This window comes from Streptomyces sp. NPDC060002, from assembly GCF_042737245.1.
In the GTDB taxonomy this organism is placed as follows: domain Bacteria; phylum Actinomycetota; class Actinomycetes; order Streptomycetales; family Streptomycetaceae; genus Streptomyces.
This window is the reverse complement of the sequence record NZ_JBHWUW010000007.1, coordinates 34,809-50,359: the sequence shown is the minus strand read 5'-3', so window position 1 is coordinate 50,359 and position 15,551 is coordinate 34,809. Positions and strand designations below refer to the sequence as shown.

Here is a 15,551-nt window from a genome sequence, read left to right as displayed (position 1 = left end):
CGGAGTGATCACGGCCGGGAATCAGCGTAACGCCGTCTCACTTGGTCAGGGGCGCCTCACAGACCGCGATGCCCCGCTCCCAGAGGCTGCCCAGGACCAGTCGGCCGCCGGTCTCGCAGACGCTGGTGACCATGCGGAACCCGGAGCGGCGGTGGGTGAGGTGGTGGACGATCCGGCCGTCGTCGTCGACCGCCAGCACCCCCGTCGTGCCCGACGGGCGGTACGGCGCGTTCACGGCGAGGCGGGCGGCGCGGCGGCGTACGGCGGGCCCTGCGCGGTGCAGGAGGTCGAGCGGGGGGACGCGCGGGCCGGCCAGCGCCACCCAGACCGGGCCGTCGGGCGCGCCGCGCCACAGGTTGTCCGGGAACCCCGGCAGCCGCTCGACGAGGGGCTCGGCCCGGCCGGCCCGGGGGCCGGTGAGCTGGTAGCGGGTGAGGCGGCGGGCGCCGGTCTCGGCGACGATCAGGAAGGAGTCGTCGGCGCCGCGCGCGAGACCGTTGGCGAACTGGAGTCCCTCCAGGGCCACTTCGGCCTCGCGGGCGCCGGGTTCCAGGCGCAACAGGCGGCCGGTGCCGGTGTGTTCGACGAGGTCGCCCATCCAGTCCCGTAAGGGGTGGACCTGGCTGGACACGGTGAAGTAGACGGTGCCGTCGGGCAGCGCGACCACGTTGCTGCAGAAGCGCAGCCGCTCCCCCGCCACCGACTCGGTCAGGACACGGACGTTTCCGGTGCCGCCGTCGGGGTCGACGCGCAGCAGCGCGCCGTCGGCGCAGCACACCAACAGGTCGCCGTCCGGGAGGACTTCGAGGCCGAGCGGCCGGCCGCCGATCTCGGCGACGTGCTCGACACGAGCGGCGGGCGGGTCGTCAAGGCCGTCGACACGCAGGATCCGCCCGTCCGACACCCCGGTCAGTACCCGCCCTCTGGCGTCGGCGACGACGTCTTCGGGACCGTGCCCCGGGAGAGTGATGTACCTGAGGGGGACGAGAGGCGTCCGACGGTCCATATGGGCCGCCCTTCCTTGAGGAGGCGGCCATCCTCGCAGGCGGGCACGGCGTGGACGGGTCGTGGCCGTGGTCTTTTGCCGGGCCTTTCCGGAGGGTGGACCCTCCGTCCTCTACCGCCCCTTCCCGAAGTCCCTCACCACCCCTTCTCGAACATCCGCGCCACTTCGGCGATGCGCATCTCGTCGCGCCGGTAGTAGGTGCGGCGCCTGATCCGCTTGGCGCGCAGCAGACCGATGCCGGCGAGCAGGCTGAGGTGGGTGCCGGCCACCTGCCGGCGCACGCCCAGTTTCTCCGCGACGACGTCCGCCGTGACGCCGTCCTCGACGAGGTCGCCGTGCCGCTGCGGCGGGAAGTGCCGGGCCGGCTCCTTCAGCCACTCCAGGATTTCCAGTCGCCTCTCACTCACGGGAGTCCTGAGCATCGTCGTCCCCTCCGTCCCTGCGGTCGGCGCTCCCCCGGTACCGCGTCTCCCCAATGTTCCGCAGCCGGGGCCGCCGTGTCCCGCACTCCGCAAGCCTTGGCCGGGATCGAACACCCATGCCACACAAGGGCGTTCGGACGAGTCGCCGGGAGACGGGCAGGGGCCCGGCCGCACGGTGCGGCCGGGCCCCTGCTTGTGGAGAGGGAAGGCGGATCAGCGGTGGCTGAACCACGACATGGAGGACAGTGCCTTGTCGTCGTAGCCGAACAGGGCCTGGTTCTCCCAGCCGTTGCCGGAGCCGGCGTCGGTCGGGTCCCAGCCGTTGCCGGTGACGGCGGTCCAGGTGGACTCCCAGTAGAAGACGCCGAGTCCACGGCCGTTCGGAACGGCCTCGACGATGCTCGCCACGTCGTTCATCCACCGGGTCTGGCCGGCGACGGTCGCCGGATAGCCGGACACCAGCTCGCTCGACAGGTCGATGATGTTCTCGGTCGAGTCCTCGCTGTCCAGCCGGAAGGGGTACGCCGTCTCGGCGACGTAGACCGGCTTGGCGTAGCGGGAGGCGGCGTCGTCGAGGGTGGTCTGGAAGTCGGCGAGCGTGCCGTGCCAGTACCCGTAGTACGACAGGCCGATGACGTCGAACTTCACCCCGTTGGAGACGGCGCTGTCGAACCACCAGCGGGTACCGGCCAGGTCACCGCCCTTGGCGAGGTGCAGCGCCACGGTCGTCCCGGAGTTGACCGCCTTGACGGCGTCGTAGCCGGAGTTGAGCAGTCCGGCGAGCTGCGACCAGTTGTCGGTGGAGCCCGTGGACCACAGCATGCCGCCGTTGATCTCGTTGCCGACCTGCACCATGTCCGCTGTGGTGCCCTGCGCCTTGAGGGCGTTGAGGACGTCGTAGGTGTGGTTGTAGACGTCCGTCTTCAGCTGGCTGTAGGAGTGCCCGGCCCACGCGGCGGGCACGGTCTGCGCCCCCGGGTCGGCCCAGGTGTCCGAGTAGTGGAAGTCCACCAGGAGCTTCGTGCCCTGCGCCTTGATGCGCTTGGCCGCCGCCAGGACCCGCGCCTTGTTGTTGTAGCCGTCGGCGGGGTTCACCCAGACCTTCAGGCGCGCGTAGTTCTGTCCGGCGTTCTTCAGGACGGCGAGCGCGTCCTGGGTGGTGCCGGAGCTGTTCTTGTAGACGCCGCCGAGTGCCTCGCTCTTGATGAGCGACGACACGTCCGAGCCCTTGATGGACAGGCCGGTGGAGCCCGACGCGAAGGTCAGGTCGTCGACGTTGATCCAGTTTCCGGCGTTGGCGTCGGAGTTGACGCTGATGGTGCACTGGTTGTTCGTCACCGCGATGGAGGTGACGATGCGGATCCAGCCACTGGAGGAGACCGGGATGGCGGTGCGCTGCTCGGCGCTGCCGCAGTTCTTCAGCGCGAGGTACGCGGAGTTCTGGCCGCCGCCGGAGCGCACCCAGGCGGTGAGCTTGTAGGTGCCGTTGGTGAGCCCGGACAGGTACTGGTACGTCTCGACCTTGTAGGCGGAGGCCGAGTAGTGCGAGAGGCGGTAACTGCCCGCGTGCCCACCGGACTCGGTGAAGGAGGCGGCGGTCTGCCCGGTGGCCGAGTACGTGGACCAGCCGGACGGTGTCGCGGTGCCGGCGCCGTCGGTCTCGAAGCCGCCGTTGGTGAGCGTGGTGGCCGCCTGCGCGGTCTGCGCGGGCAGGACGGTGAGAGCGAGTCCTGCGGCGAGCGGCAGCAGCAGGGCTCTGAGCGTGCGTCTGGGATGGAACATCGTCGTCCGTCGTCCCTTCGACGTGATGGATGGGGTTCCCTCGTGGGGTGAGGGACCCCCTCCGCCCGCGGCTCGCGGCTCCACGGGCGAAGGGGGAGTCGGCTCAGCCGTCGAGTCGTACGACCCGGACGGCTCCCGCCGGGACCGCGAGGCGGCCCGCGGCGCGTTCGCCCGTCAGCAGTTCGGTGCCGGGGGTGTCCAGCGGCACCTTGGCGTCGGTGGCGGTGTGGTTGATCGCGAAGAGGTAGCTGCCCGTCTCGCCGGAGCGGCGCACGACCTCCACGTCGTACGGCAGGTCGGCGCGCGGGGCGATCGCCGCGTCCTCGGCGGCCCGGCCGAGCAGCGCGTCCAGGCCCTCGCGGCCGAGGCGGGTGGAGACGTACCAGGCGGTGCCCTCACCGAGCCGGTGCCGGGTGACGGCGGGGTGGCCCGCGGTGAGGCCGTCGGCGTAGGCCCAGACGGTCTCGGCGCCGCGCGGCACCACGAACTCCGTCCACACGTCGCCGGCGAGCTCGTTGCCGTCGGGGCCGGTGACGCGCACGCTCTCGCCCTGGAGCAGCGGCGAGAACTCCTCGACCGTCAGGCCCAGTACGTCCCGGAGCGCGCCGGGGCAGGCGCCCTCGTGGACGGCGTCGTGCTCGTCGACGATGCCGGAGAAGTACGACACGACCACGGTGCCGCCGTTCGCGACGTACTCCTTGAGGTTGTTCCCGGCCGCCTCCGTCATCAGGTACAGGGCGGGCACCACGACCAGTGGGTACGGCGAGAGGTCGGCCTCGGGGTGGGCGAAGTCGACGGTGAGGTGGCGGTCGTAGAGGGCCTCGTAGAAGGCGTCGGCGCGCTCGCGCGGGTCGGCGTCCTCGCTGGGCCGCCAGGCGAGGTTCTGCGCCCACCAGGAGTGCCAGTCCCACAGGACCGCCACGTCGGCCTCGGTGCGGGTGCCGCGGATCGCGCCCAGCGAGTCGAGGGAGGCGCCGAGTTCGACGACCTCGCGCCACACGCGGGTGTCGGTGCCGCCGTGCGGGACCATCGCCGAGTGGAACTTCTCGGCGCCGCGCCGGGACTGCCGCCACTGGAAGAACATGGCGCCCTCGGAACCGCGGGCCACGTGGCCGAGGGAGTTGCGGGCCATCTGGCCGGGGGCCTTGGCGGGGTTGCGGGGCTGCCAGTTGACGCCCGAGGTGGAGTGCTCCAGGAGGATCCAGGGGGCGCCGCCGGCGACGGAGCGGGTGAGGTCCGCGGCCATCGCCAGGTTGACGTGGGTGCGGCGGCCGTCGGTGATCAGGTAGTGGTCGTTGGTGACGATGTCGACCTCACGGCCCCAGGCCCAGTAGTCGACCGAGTCGCACTGGCTGAGCGCGGTCATGAAGTTCGTCGTCACGGGGACGCCGGGCGCGAGGCGGTGCAGGATGTCCCGCTCCGCACGGAAGTTCTCGCGCATGGTGGCGTCGGCGAACCGCTTGTAGTCCAGCGCCTGTCCCGGGTTCCCGACGGTCGGGGTGGCGCGCGGCGGGTTGACGTCCTCGAAGCTCGCGTAGCGCTGGCCCCAGAAGGCGGTGCCCCAGGCCTCGTTGACGGCGTCGACCGTGCCGTACGTCGTCTCCAGCCAGCGGCGGAAGTGGGCGGCGCAGGAATCGCAGTAGCAGGCGGAGACGGGCACGCCGTACTCGTTGTGCACGTGCCACATCGCCAGCGCGGGGTGGTCGCCGTAGCGCTCGGCGAGGCGCGTGGTGATGTTCGCCGCGGCGGCGCGGTAGTCCGCGTTGCTGTGACAGATCGCGGCGCGGGAGCCGAACTCGTAGCGCGCGCCCTCGGGGGTCACGGGCAGGGCGTCGGGATGGTCGCGGTAGAACCAGACCGGGGGCGCCACGGTGGGGGTGCCCAGGTCGACGCGGATGCCGTTGTCGTGCAGCAGGTCGATGACGCGGTCCAGCCAGCCGAAGTCGTACGCGCCGGGCGAGGGCTCCAGCAGGGCCCAGGAGAAGATCCCGACACTCACCATGGTGACGCCGGCCTCGCGCATCAGCCGGGCGTCGTCCTGCCAGACGCTTTCCGGCCACTGCTCGGGGTTGTAGTCCCCACCGAAGGCGAGCCTGGTGAGGCCCTTGGGGCTGGTCTCCGGCATGGATGTCTCCCGTTTAATCGATCATTTGGGAACGTGCACACACAGCGGCGTCGTTCAGAGCCCAACATAACCGCACAGCAACAACCATTGACAAGTGTCCGGGATGTTTCTCTACTGTGAACGCTCACAGACAGCATGGGACCTCCTCGCGACGGGTGGGGAGCTCGCCCATGCGATCGCATGGCAGGTTTTCGCACCGGGCGAAAACCCAGGTCAGGGGAGAGATCCATGCCCAACACGAAGCGCCGGCGGCTCGTTGTCAGAAGTGCGGCTGCCACCATCGCCGTCGCCCTCGGCGCCACCGCACTCACCGCCTGCGGCTCGTCCGACGAGGACAGCGCCGAGTCCGGTCCGGTCTCGCTCACGTACTGGACGTGGACGCCCGGCATGGACAAGGTCGTGGACCTGTGGAACAAGGGCCAGGGCAAGAAGGACCAGATCACCGTCACGGTGAAGAAGCAGGCGTCCGGCGACACGCTGGTCACCAAGATCCTCACCGCGCACAAGGCCGGCAAGGCCCCCGACCTGGTCCAGGCCGAGTACCAGGCACTGCCGACGCTGGTCAGCAATGACGCGCTGGCGGACATAGCGAAGAACGTCGGCGACGCGAAGGCCAAGTTCGCCGACGGTGTCTGGCAGCAGACGACGCTGGGCACGGACGCCGTGTACGCGGTGCCGCAGGACATCGGCCCGATGATGTTCTACTACCGCGCGGACCTCTTCAAGAAGTACGGCCTGACGGTCCCGACGACCTGGGAGCAGTTCGCGGCGACCGCCCGCGCGCTGAAGGAGAAGGCTCCGGACACGGACCTCACGACCTTCTCCGCCAACGACTCCGGCCTCTTCGCGGGCCTCGCCCAGCAGGCCGGCGCCAAGTGGTGGACCACCTCCGGCGACAAGTGGAACGTCGGCATCGACGACGCGGCCACCAAGAAGGTCGCCGACTTCTGGGGCGGCCTCGTCAAGGAGGGCGCCATCGACAACCAGCCGATGTACACGCCCGCCTGGAACAAGGCGCTCAACACCGGAAAGCAGATCGCCTGGGTCTCCGCCGTCTGGGCCCCGGGCACCCTGACCACCGCCGCGCCCGACACCAAGGGCAAGTGGGCCATGGCCCCGCTCCCCCAGTGGTCGAACAGCGAGAACGTCACCGGCAGCTGGGGCGGATCCTCCACGGCCGTGACGACGGACTCGAAGCACAAGGAGGCCGCCGCCGAGTTCGCCGCCTGGCTGAACACCGACGGCGACGCCCTCAACGCCCTGGCCAAGGAGAGCGGCATCTACCCGGCCTCCACCTCCGCCCAGCTCAGCGGCGCCTTCACCACCCCGCCGGACTACTTCTCGAACCAGGCGGACTTCTACACCACGGCCGCCAAGATCGCCAAGACCACGGCGCCGTCGGCCTGGGGCCCGAACGTGAACGTCGCCTACACGACCTTCAAGGACGCGTTCGGCGCCGCCGCGAAGGACAAGTCGGACTTCTCCGCCGCCCTGGCCAAGATGCAGGCGGACACGGTCGCCGACCTCAAGAAGCAGGGCTTCGAGGTCGCCGAGTGACCATCGCACGCCGGAGGTCGTACGGGGTCAAGGGGGCCCCGTATGCCTTCCTCCTCCCCGCGACGATCCTCTTCGGCCTGTTCTTCGCGCTGCCCATCGGGTACGCGGTGTGGCTCAGCTTCCGCAAGGTGCACGTCTCCGGCCTCGGCCTGGGTTCGGGCGCGCGCAAGGAGATCTGGGCCGGCTTCGGAAACTACACCGCCGCCTTCACCGACAGCGAGCTGCTCGACGGCGCGCTGCGCGTCCTCGGCTACGGCTGCATCGTCGTCCCGGTGATGCTGGGGCTGGCGCTGCTGTTCGCGCTGATGCTCGACTCCGAGAAGGTGCGGCTCGCCCCGTTCACCCGGCTCGCGATCTTCCTGCCGTACGCCATCCCCGGCGTGGTGGCGGCGCTGCTGTGGGGCTTCCTCTATCTGCCGGACGTCAGCCCGTTCTACTTCGTCCTGGAGAGGCTGGGCATGCCGCAGCCGGACCTGCTGGACGGCGGTCCGCTGTACCTCGCCCTGTCGAACATCGCGGTCTGGGGCGGCACTGGCTTCAACATGATCGTCATCTACACCTCGTTGCAGGCCATCCCGGTCGAGGTGTACGAGGCGGCGAAGCTGGACGGCGCCACCCCGACGCAGATCGCGCTGAGGATCAAGATCCCGATGGTGGCGCCCTCGCTGGTGCTGACCTTCTTCTTCTCGATCATCGCCACGCTCCAGGTCTTCAACGAGCCGACCACCCTCAAACCGCTCACCAACTCCGTGTCGACGACCTGGAGTCCGCTGATGAAGGTGTACCGGGACGCGTTCGGCACGGGCGACCTCTACCAGGCGGCCGCAGAGGCCGTGATCATCGCATTCGCCACGCTGCTGCTGTCCTTCGGCTTCCTGCGGGCCGCGAACCGCCGCAACAAGCAGGACGCCCGTCAAGGAGCCGCACGATGAGTTCTCTTGCCGTCCACAAGGCCCCCTCCGCGGCCGGCGCCACCGGCGCGTCCCAGGGCCGTCCGCCGATGCGCGGCCGGATCGCGCTGGTGCCGACGCTCACACTGCTGCTCGGTGCGCTCTACTGCCTGCTCCCGGTGGCGTGGGTGGTGATCGCGTCCACCAAGTCCGGCAGTGAGCTGTTCTCCACGTTCACGTTCCTGCCGGGCAGCGGCTTCACCGACAACCTGCACGACCTCAACGCCTACCGCGACGGCATCTACTGGCAGTGGATGGCCAACTCCGGCCTGTACGCCGTTCTCGGCGCGCTGCTGTCGACGTGTGTGTCGGCCTTCAGCGGCTACGCCCTGGCGACCTACCGCTTCCGGGGCCGCGAGACGCTGTTCAACGTGCTGCTGGCGGGCGTGCTGATGCCGCCGATCATCCTCGCCATCCCCCAGTACCTGCTGATGGCGCAGGCGGACCTCACGGACTCCTACTGGTCCGTGCTGCTGCCGCAGATCCTCTCCCCGTACGGCGTCTACCTCGCGCGCATCTACGCGGCCGCGGCCGTGCCGAGCGACGTGGTGGAGGCGGGCCGGATGGACGGGGCGAGCGAGTGGCGGATCTTCACCAGGGTCGCGCTGCCGATGATGGTGCCCGGCATGGTGACGGTGTTCCTGTTCCAGTTCGTGGCGATCTGGAACAACTTCCTGCTGCCGTACATCATGCTCAGCGACGACGAGAAGTTCCCGATCACGCTCGGCCTGTTCACACTCCTCGAACAGGGCGCCAACACCCCGGCGCTCTACACGCTGGTGATCACCGGCGCGTTCCTGGCGGTGATCCCGCTGGTGGCGCTGTTCCTGGTCATTCAGCGGTTCTGGAGCCTGGATCTGCTGTCCGGAGCCGTAAAGTCATGACCATGAACAATGGTGCGGGGGGCCGCCGCAGACCGCCGACCATCCACGACGTGGCACGGGAGGCGGGAGTCTCACGGGGCACCGTCTCGCGGGTGCTCAACGGTGGTCACTACGTGAGCCCCACCGCGGCCGAGGCGGTCAACGACGCCATCCGCAGAACGGGTTACGTCGTGAACCGGCACGCCCGTTCCCTGATCACCGGCCGCTCCGACTCGGTGGGCTTCCTGCTGACCGAGCCCCAGGAGCGGTTCTTCGAGGACCCCAACTTCAATGTCCTGCTGCGCGGCTGCACGCAGGCGCTGGCCGCGCACGACACCCCCCTCCTGCTGATGCTGGCCGGGACCGAGGACGAGCGGCGGCGCATCACGCGGTACATCACCGCCGGGCATGTCGACGGGGTGCTGCTGGTCTCCAGCCACTCCGGGGACCCGATCGCCACGGAGCTGCGCGAGGCGGGCGTCCCGCTGGTCGCGTGCGGCAAACCGATCGGGATCGGGTCCAAGGTGAGTTACGTGGCCGCCGACGACCGTGACGGCGCCCGGGACATGGTGCGCCATCTGCTGGCGCAGGGCCGTCGGCGGGTCGGCGTGGTCACCGGCCCGCTGGACACCCCCGGTGGTGTGGAGCGGCTCGCCGGTTACCGGGAGGTGCTCGCCGAGGCGGGCGTCGACTACGACGAGCGGATCGTCGTCTCCGGTGACTACAGCCGGGCCAGCGGTGAGGCGGGCGCCGAGCGGCTGCTGGCGCAGGCACCGGACCTCGACGCGGTGTTCGTCGCGTCCGACCTGATGGCACAGGGCGTGCTGACGACCCTGCACCGGGCGGGGCGGCGGGTGCCCGAGGACGTCGCGGTCGGCGGCTTCGACGACTCCCCGGCGGCGACCGCGGCCAGTCCCTCCCTCACCACCATCCGGCAGCCCTGGGACCGGATCAGCAGCGAGATGGTCCGGGTGCTGCTCGCCCAGATAGGGGGCGAGGACCCGGCGGCGGTGATCCTGCCGACGGAGCTGGTGAAGCGGGAGTCGACGTAGCGGACCGGGCGGTGCGCGCCGAACCGGTCAGGATCGGAGAAGCCGTCCGCCGCTCCCCGGCCTAGCGTGAGTGGTGCGGGAACAAACACGGACCCGTTCCCGCGTACCGCACCTCACCGAGGAGAACGCCATGACCGCCGGCCTGCAGACGATCATCTACCCCGTCAAGGACCTCGCTCGGGCGAAGGCCCTGTTCAGCGCACTGCTGGAGGTCGAGCCGTACGCCGACGAGCCCTACTTCGTCGGCTTCAAAGCCGCCGGACAGGACGTCGGTCTCGACCCGAACGGACACGCCAAGGGCATGACCGGACCGGTTCCGTACTGGCATGTCACGGACCTGCGCGAGCGGCTCGCGGCGCTGGTGGCGGCGGGGGCGGAGCTGCTTCAGGACGCGCAGGACGTCGGCGGCGGCAGGCTGATCGCCTTCGTGAAGGACGCGGACGGCAACCTGGTGGGGCTGCTCCAGGACCCGGCCGCCTGAGCCCTCCCGGAACCGCTTGCGCCCGCACTAGTTGCACACTCAATGAATCGCCGTTTTGGTGTTACCGTGCGGGTATGGCAGCGAATTCGGCCGGAGCGGGCCTCGAGGAGCGGTGGCGGGACATCCTGTCGGTGCACGCGCGCACGATGTGCGAGATCGATCGCGCGCTGCACCCGCACAGCCTCGGAGCGAGCGACTTCGAAGTGCTCGACATCCTCGCCGCCGAGGCGCCCCGGGAGGGCGACCAGTGCCGGGTGCAGAACCTCGTCGGACGGGTGCACCTCAGCCAGAGCGCGCTGTCCCGCCTCATCGGCCGCCTGGAGAAGGAAGGCCTGGTGGAACGTTCCGTCTGCGTGGAGGACCGGCGCGGGGTGTGGGTAGCCCTCACCCGCAAGGGCCGCGACCTGCACACCGAGGTGCTGCCGCTCCAGCGGGCGGCGCTCGGCCGGATGCTGGCCGAGTCCTAGACCGGCCCGGCTCCCCCGGCCGACGGGGGAGCCCCGATCCGGGAAAGCGTCCGTGGGTCAGCGGACCAGCAGGGTGCGGACCCCTTCCGACGTGAGCGTCAGCGGATGGTCGCCGGCCGCGTCGATCGAGAGGGACAGCTCACTGGTCGGCCACTGCGCGGCGAGCGCGCCGAGGGGCACGAGCCGGTAGCGGGCGACCTCCGGCAGCAGGTCCGCCATCTCCGGTTCGGAGGTGAACACGGGCACCACGGGCGCGCCACCGGGCTGCTCGAGGACGGGCAGCGCGACCGTGGTCGGGTTGGTGATGTCCTCGTCCATGGCGTCGTCGGGCACGGGCACGAGGACGTCGCAGTGCGCGAGCGTGTCCAGTGCGGCGGTGTCCTCGGTGTTCCGGGCCAGCGCGTCCAGCGCCAGCGCGGCGGGGTTGTTGATGCGGTCGTGCGCGGGTGTCTCCATGACGGTCTCCCCTGGTAGCGGCCGGTAGCGGCGGTCCGGCCACGCGTACCCGACCGGCAGACGCTCAATCCCCCGCGGGTGTCCCGGGGGCCGACCGCCACATGCCCGGCACAGATCCGGGCGACCCGTGCGATCCGTGTGCTCCACGAGGAGACGGCCGGGAGTCCGCCGGGATGGGCCCCCGGCAGAAACGGGTTCCCCGGCCGGAACGGCTTCCCCGCCGGTACGGGTTTCCCCCGACAGGCCCGCACGGAGACGGCTCAGGCGGCGACGCCGGCCGCCCGGAACCCCTCGCGACCCTCCCCCGGCAGGCATCCCGGCCCGAGGTGCACAGCTGAGCGCGGGCCCGCTTGAATGATCGAATGACCGCAGGGTTAGCATATGAGCGCCACCTAGCTCGAAAGATAGGCCCGTGACGCTCAACGACGATTCGTTCACCAACTGGAAGAACCGCGAGGAGATCGCGGAGTCGATGATCCCGATGATCGGGAAGCTGCACCGCGAGCGGGACGTGACCGTCCTGCTGCACAGCCGCTCCCTGGTGAACAAGTCGGTGGTCAGCATCCTCAAGACCCACCGGTTCGCCCGCCAGATCGCGGGCGAGGAGCTCTCGGTCACCGAGACGCTGCCGTTCCTCGATGCCCTCACCGCGCTCGACCTCGGCCCTTCGCAGATCGACATCGGCATGCTCGCCGCGACCTACCGGGCCGACGACCGGGGTCTGTCGGTGGCGGAGTTCACCGCCGAGGCCGTGGCCGGCGCCACCGGCGCGAACAAGATCGACCGGCGTGAGCCGCGTGACGTCGTCCTGTACGGCTTCGGCCGCATCGGCCGGCTCGTCGCCCGTCTGCTCATCGAGAAGTCCGGCTCCGGCAACGGCCTGCGACTGCGCGCCATCGTGGTACGCGGCGGCGGCGAGCAGGATCTCGTCAAGCGCGCGTCCCTGCTGCGCCGTGACTCGGTGCACGGCCAGTTCCAGGGCACGATCACGGTCGACGAGGCCAACAGCAAGATCATCGCCAATGGCAACGAGATCACGGTGATCTACGCCGACGACCCGAGCCAGGTCGACTACACGGAGTACGGCGTCCGCAACGCCATCCTCATCGACAACACCGGCAAGTGGCGCGACCGCGAGGGCCTCTCCGAGCACCTGCGGCCGGGCATCGACAAGGTCGTGCTGACCGCGCCCGGCAAGGGCGATGTGCCGAACATCGTGCACGGCGTCAACCACGACACGATCAAGCCGGACGAGCAGATCCTGTCCTGCGCGTCCTGCACCACCAACGCGATCGTCCCGCCGCTGAAGGCGATGGCCGACGAGTACGGCGTGCTGCGCGGCCACGTGGAGACCGTCCACTCGTTCACCAACGACCAGAACCTGCTGGACAACTACCACAAGGCCGACCGTCGCGGCCGTTCGGCGCCGCTGAACATGGTCATCACCGAGACCGGCGCCGCCTCGGCCGTCGCCAAGGCGCTGCCCGACCTCAAGGCGCCGATCACCGGCAGCTCGATCCGCGTGCCCGTGCCGGACGTCTCGATCGCGATCCTCAGCCTGCGGCTCGGCCGGGAGACCACCCGCGAGGAGGTCCTCGATCACCTCCGCGAGGTGTCACTGACCTCGCCGCTCAAGCGCCAGATCGACTTCACCACGGCGCCGGACGCGGTCTCGGTGGACTTCATCGGCTCGCGCCACGCCTCGATCATCGACGCCGGCGCCACCAAGGTCGACGGCGACAACGCGATCCTCTACCTCTGGTACGACAACGAGTTCGGCTACTCCTGCCAGGTCGTCCGTGTCGTCCAGCACGTCTCCGGGGTGGAGTACCCGACGTACCCGGCGACGGGCGTCTGAGCCCGACCCTGCAGGATCCGCGGATCAGTGCGCAATGCAGGTGGGAGAGCATTGTGCTGAACGTTCGGGTTCAGCGCCGAGCTGATCCAGCCCGGCGCTGACCCTCGCAGGGTTTCGGCACTGCCTGGACAGGGGCTCTCAGAAGGTGCGTTCGGCTACCTCCACGCGTCAGAGGGCGGGATCCGACGAGTTGGAGAGGTGGGCCGGATCGCTCAGCGGTTCAGGCAGACGCCAGCTTCCGGATGCGCGGGTGGTTCTCCAGCGCCCACCGCACGGTCTTCGGCGGGCGTCCGAGCAGGGTTTCCAGTTGGTCGGTGGTGCCGCGGTAGCCGCCGCCGCCCTTCAGCCGGGTCAGGGTCTTGAGGTGCTCCGCGGTGTGCGGGAGCGCGGCCAGGGCGGTGTCGACGTAGGTCTCGTTCCAGGTTTCGACGTCTTCGGGAACGTACGTGACCTCGCGTCCCAGAACGGCCGCGTAGTCCTCCGCGAACCCGTGCATGTCCTTAAGCTCTGGGCCGTTGAGGTCGTAGGACTTCGAGATGTGCGGCTCCGGGTCGGCCAGGATCTTCACGCACAGCTCCGCCACGTCGTAGCCCGCGATGGGCGCGAGCCGGTGGTCACCGAAGGGCAGGCGCAGTTCACCCCTGCTCAGCGGCTCCAGCGCCAGCCAGGTCATCAGGGGGTTCTCGACGAACATGGCCGCCCGGATGTTGACGGTCGGGAGGCCGGACCAGTCCAGCACCTGCTCGGCGACCCAGTGGGCGCGTTGCTGCGGCGACCAGTTGGCGACGAGTCCGCCGAGCCACGCACGCCGCTCATCCTCCGGCGCGGTCATCTTGTCGAACGTCATGAACGACTGCTCGTACTCGGAGATGTTGACGAAGACCTCGATGTCGCCCTGGGCCCGTGCCGCGGCGGCCATCAGGCTGACGGCGTCGGTGTAGTAAGGCGACAGGCTCATGCTGAAGTAGATGCGGCGGACGCCCTTCAGCGCGGCGCTCACGTCGGCGATGGTGAGCAGGTCACCGACGAAGACCTCGGCCCCGGCCTGGCGGAGCGCGTGCGCGCGCTCGTCTTCCTGGCGCACGAACGCGCGCACCGGGTGCCCTTGTTCGAGCAGCATGTCAACCATCGTTCGGCTCACACCGCCGACTTCGCCGGCGGCACCGGTGATCAGGATGGGGTTGCGATCGGGCATCAATGTGTCCTCTGTCTTGTGGGGGGAGTCGGTTGTTGAGAAAGCCACGAGGCGGATGCCGCGTAACGTCATCGGGACGGGTGGTCGTCGACGCGGTTGAGGAAGTCAAAAAGTGCGGCGTCGAAGGCACCGGTGAACGCCCGCTCGCCGTGCAGGACGAAGTCCTGCACGTACGCCCGAAAGTCGTCCTCCGTCGGCCATGCCGGGAGAGCGGGTGAATCCCGGCGTAGCCGCGCTGGCCGGGGCGGCGACCCGGTACCCGGCCGCCGCCAGCGCCCCGAACCGGTGACACCAGGAGTGCCAGCTCTCCGGCCAGCCGTGCAGCCGTGCAGCCGTGCAGCCGTGCAGCCGTGCAGCCGTGCAGGATCAGCGGCCCTGCCCCTGTTCGGCGATGTGCAGCCGGACCCCGTTCACCTCGACGAAGCGGTGGGTGGACGAGCTGTCCACACGGGGCTCCCTGGAAACCGCGGTTGGTATCACTTCTTCAGCTGGGCGTACATGGCTTCCAGGTCGGAGGACAGCTGGGACTTGACCCAGCGGGTGGTGTCGTCGGCCAGCACCTCGTGCGCTCCCGCCTCGATGCCGTCGAGTGCGGCCACGGCGATGTCGCGGGGGTCGGCCTTGGCCGCGTCGAGACCCGAGGTCATTTCAGTGTCCACGTAGGCCATGTGGAGCCCGGTCACCGCGATGCCGCGCGGCTGCAGCTCCAGGCGCAGGGAGTTGGTCTGCGACCACAGGGCGGCCTTGGAGGCGCCGTAGGGCGTGCCGTCGGCCAGCCAGGACAGGGCGGAGTGGGCGTTGAGGATGTGGCCCCCGCCGTTGCGCTCGATGACCGGCACGAAGGCCCGGGTGACCAGCAACGGCCCGTAGAAGTTGGTCTCCAGATCCCGGCGCACTTCCTCCATCGGGGAGTTGAGGTACGAAGCGCGGACGGAGGCGCCGGCGTTGTTGATCAGGATGGTGACGTCCTGGGCCTGCTCGGCTGCGGCTGCCACGGATGCCGGGTCCGTGGCCTCGAGCGCCAGCGGAACGGCATCGGGGTGAGACACCGTGCGCGGGTCACGGGCCGTGGCGTAGACCTTGCCGGCCCCGCGCGCGTAGAGCTCCTCGACCAGCATCTTGCCGATGCCACGGCTGCCTCCGGTGACGAAGACGCCGGCGCCCTTGATTGCTGTCATGACTACCTCCACGAAGATGAAAACCGATCGGTTTCACCACCGTAAACCGATCGGTTTCGTGATGCAAGCCGGGTTGCGCGCCGGATGACCACGGCACGCGGGGTCGAGGTGGAGTCGGGCGGAGCTCAGGCTTCAGGGGCCGGCTGGCCTCGTGTCCCT

Annotated in this window: 14 protein-coding genes; 7 read left to right on the top strand and 7 right to left on the bottom strand. The window is 69.8% G+C overall.

Annotation, left to right across the window (positions count from 1 at the left end; translation table 11 throughout):
- Window positions 1-37 precede the first annotated feature (37 nt).
- The 4 genes from ACFWBD_RS09125 to ACFWBD_RS09110 form a co-directional block, all read right to left on the bottom strand.
- Complete coding sequence (locus tag ACFWBD_RS09125; protein ID WP_385664809.1) at window positions 38-1,006, bottom strand: SMP-30/gluconolactonase/LRE family protein; 969 nt, start codon at window positions 1,004-1,006, stop codon at window positions 38-40.
- Window positions 1,007-1,140: 134 nt separating this feature from the next.
- The gene (locus ACFWBD_RS09120; RefSeq protein WP_385664806.1) at window positions 1,141-1,428 is read right to left on the bottom strand and encodes an ArsR family transcriptional regulator; all 288 of its coding nucleotides are present in this window, start codon (window positions 1,426-1,428) and stop codon (window positions 1,141-1,143) included.
- 213 nt (window positions 1,429-1,641) lie between these two features.
- Window positions 1,642-3,210: an arabinogalactan endo-beta-1,4-galactanase gene (locus ACFWBD_RS09115; RefSeq protein ID WP_385664803.1), complete on the bottom strand. Its 1,569-nt coding sequence runs from the start codon at window positions 3,208-3,210 to the stop codon at window positions 1,642-1,644.
- 103 nt (window positions 3,211-3,313) lie between these two features.
- Entirely contained in the window at window positions 3,314-5,335 is a 2,022-nt protein-coding gene (locus ACFWBD_RS09110) for a beta-galactosidase (RefSeq protein WP_385664800.1), read from the bottom strand.
- Window positions 5,336-5,563: 228 nt separating this feature from the next.
- Between ACFWBD_RS09110 and ACFWBD_RS09105 the strand changes: the two genes are divergently transcribed.
- From ACFWBD_RS09105 to ACFWBD_RS09080, 6 genes are all read left to right on the top strand, one after another.
- Window positions 5,564-6,892 (top strand): ABC transporter substrate-binding protein, encoded by a 1,329-nt coding sequence (locus ACFWBD_RS09105; protein ID WP_385664797.1) that lies wholly within the window; start codon window positions 5,564-5,566, stop codon window positions 6,890-6,892.
- Window positions 6,889-7,824, top strand: a complete 936-nt coding sequence (locus ACFWBD_RS09100; protein WP_385664794.1) for a carbohydrate ABC transporter permease — start codon at window positions 6,889-6,891, stop codon at window positions 7,822-7,824. The genes ACFWBD_RS09105 and ACFWBD_RS09100 overlap by 4 nt, the downstream gene beginning before the upstream one ends.
- Window positions 7,821-8,726 carry a carbohydrate ABC transporter permease gene (locus ACFWBD_RS09095; protein WP_385664792.1) on the top strand — a complete coding sequence of 302 codons (906 nt, stop codon included), beginning with the start codon at window positions 7,821-7,823 and terminating at the stop codon, window positions 8,724-8,726. The genes ACFWBD_RS09100 and ACFWBD_RS09095 overlap by 4 nt, the downstream gene beginning before the upstream one ends.
- On the top strand, window positions 8,723-9,757 hold the full coding sequence (locus tag ACFWBD_RS09090; RefSeq protein ID WP_385664789.1) for a LacI family DNA-binding transcriptional regulator: 1,035 nt from the start codon (window positions 8,723-8,725) through the stop codon (window positions 9,755-9,757). The genes ACFWBD_RS09095 and ACFWBD_RS09090 overlap by 4 nt, the downstream gene beginning before the upstream one ends.
- A gap of 130 nt (window positions 9,758-9,887) precedes the next feature.
- Window positions 9,888-10,238, top strand: a complete 351-nt coding sequence (locus ACFWBD_RS09085) for a VOC family protein (RefSeq protein WP_385664786.1) — start codon at window positions 9,888-9,890, stop codon at window positions 10,236-10,238.
- A gap of 74 nt (window positions 10,239-10,312) precedes the next feature.
- Window positions 10,313-10,705: a MarR family winged helix-turn-helix transcriptional regulator gene (locus ACFWBD_RS09080; RefSeq protein ID WP_385664783.1), complete on the top strand. Its 393-nt coding sequence runs from the start codon at window positions 10,313-10,315 to the stop codon at window positions 10,703-10,705.
- 57 nt (window positions 10,706-10,762) lie between these two features.
- Here the strand turns inward: ACFWBD_RS09080 and ACFWBD_RS09075 are convergent, their stop codons facing one another.
- Window positions 10,763-11,161 carry an SseB family protein gene (locus tag ACFWBD_RS09075; protein ID WP_385664780.1) on the bottom strand — a complete coding sequence of 133 codons (399 nt, stop codon included), beginning with the start codon at window positions 11,159-11,161 and terminating at the stop codon, window positions 10,763-10,765.
- 412 nt (window positions 11,162-11,573) lie between these two features.
- On the opposite strand from ACFWBD_RS09075, the gene ACFWBD_RS09070 reads away from it, so the two are divergent.
- The gene (locus ACFWBD_RS09070; protein WP_385664778.1) at window positions 11,574-13,019 is read left to right on the top strand and encodes a glyceraldehyde-3-phosphate dehydrogenase; all 1,446 of its coding nucleotides are present in this window, start codon (window positions 11,574-11,576) and stop codon (window positions 13,017-13,019) included.
- 220 nt (window positions 13,020-13,239) lie between these two features.
- Here ACFWBD_RS09070 and ACFWBD_RS09065 read toward each other — a convergent pair whose 3' ends face one another.
- Entirely contained in the window at window positions 13,240-14,214 is a 975-nt protein-coding gene (locus ACFWBD_RS09065) for an NmrA family NAD(P)-binding protein (RefSeq protein WP_385664775.1), read from the bottom strand.
- Between the two features lie 476 nt (window positions 14,215-14,690).
- Window positions 14,691-15,392, bottom strand: a complete 702-nt coding sequence (locus ACFWBD_RS09060; RefSeq protein ID WP_385664772.1) for an SDR family oxidoreductase — start codon at window positions 15,390-15,392, stop codon at window positions 14,691-14,693.
- Window positions 15,393-15,551: the final 159 nt, after the last annotated feature.

Excerpts from the sequence above, each read along its gene's own strand:
- ACFWBD_RS09125 (WP_385664809.1), bottom strand. The coding sequence starts at position 1,006 with ATGGACCGTCGGACGCCTCTCGTCCCCCTCAGGTACATCACTCTCCCG.
- ACFWBD_RS09120 (WP_385664806.1), bottom strand. The coding sequence starts at position 1,428 with ATGCTCAGGACTCCCGTGAGTGAGAGGCGACTGGAAATCCTGGAGTGG.
- ACFWBD_RS09115 (WP_385664803.1), bottom strand. The coding sequence starts at position 3,210 with ATGTTCCATCCCAGACGCACGCTCAGAGCCCTGCTGCTGCCGCTCGCC.
- ACFWBD_RS09110 (WP_385664800.1), bottom strand. The coding sequence starts at position 5,335 with ATGCCGGAGACCAGCCCCAAGGGCCTCACCAGGCTCGCCTTCGGTGGG.
- ACFWBD_RS09105 (WP_385664797.1), top strand. The coding sequence starts at position 5,564 with ATGCCCAACACGAAGCGCCGGCGGCTCGTTGTCAGAAGTGCGGCTGCC.
- ACFWBD_RS09095 (WP_385664792.1), top strand. The coding sequence starts at position 7,821 with ATGAGTTCTCTTGCCGTCCACAAGGCCCCCTCCGCGGCCGGCGCCACC.
- ACFWBD_RS09090 (WP_385664789.1), top strand. The coding sequence starts at position 8,723 with ATGACCATGAACAATGGTGCGGGGGGCCGCCGCAGACCGCCGACCATC.
- ACFWBD_RS09085 (WP_385664786.1), top strand. The coding sequence starts at position 9,888 with ATGACCGCCGGCCTGCAGACGATCATCTACCCCGTCAAGGACCTCGCT.
- ACFWBD_RS09080 (WP_385664783.1), top strand. The coding sequence starts at position 10,313 with ATGGCAGCGAATTCGGCCGGAGCGGGCCTCGAGGAGCGGTGGCGGGAC.
- ACFWBD_RS09075 (WP_385664780.1), bottom strand. The coding sequence starts at position 11,161 with ATGGAGACACCCGCGCACGACCGCATCAACAACCCCGCCGCGCTGGCG.
- ACFWBD_RS09065 (WP_385664775.1), bottom strand. The coding sequence starts at position 14,214 with ATGCCCGATCGCAACCCCATCCTGATCACCGGTGCCGCCGGCGAAGTC.
- ACFWBD_RS09060 (WP_385664772.1), bottom strand. The coding sequence starts at position 15,392 with ATGACAGCAATCAAGGGCGCCGGCGTCTTCGTCACCGGAGGCAGCCGT.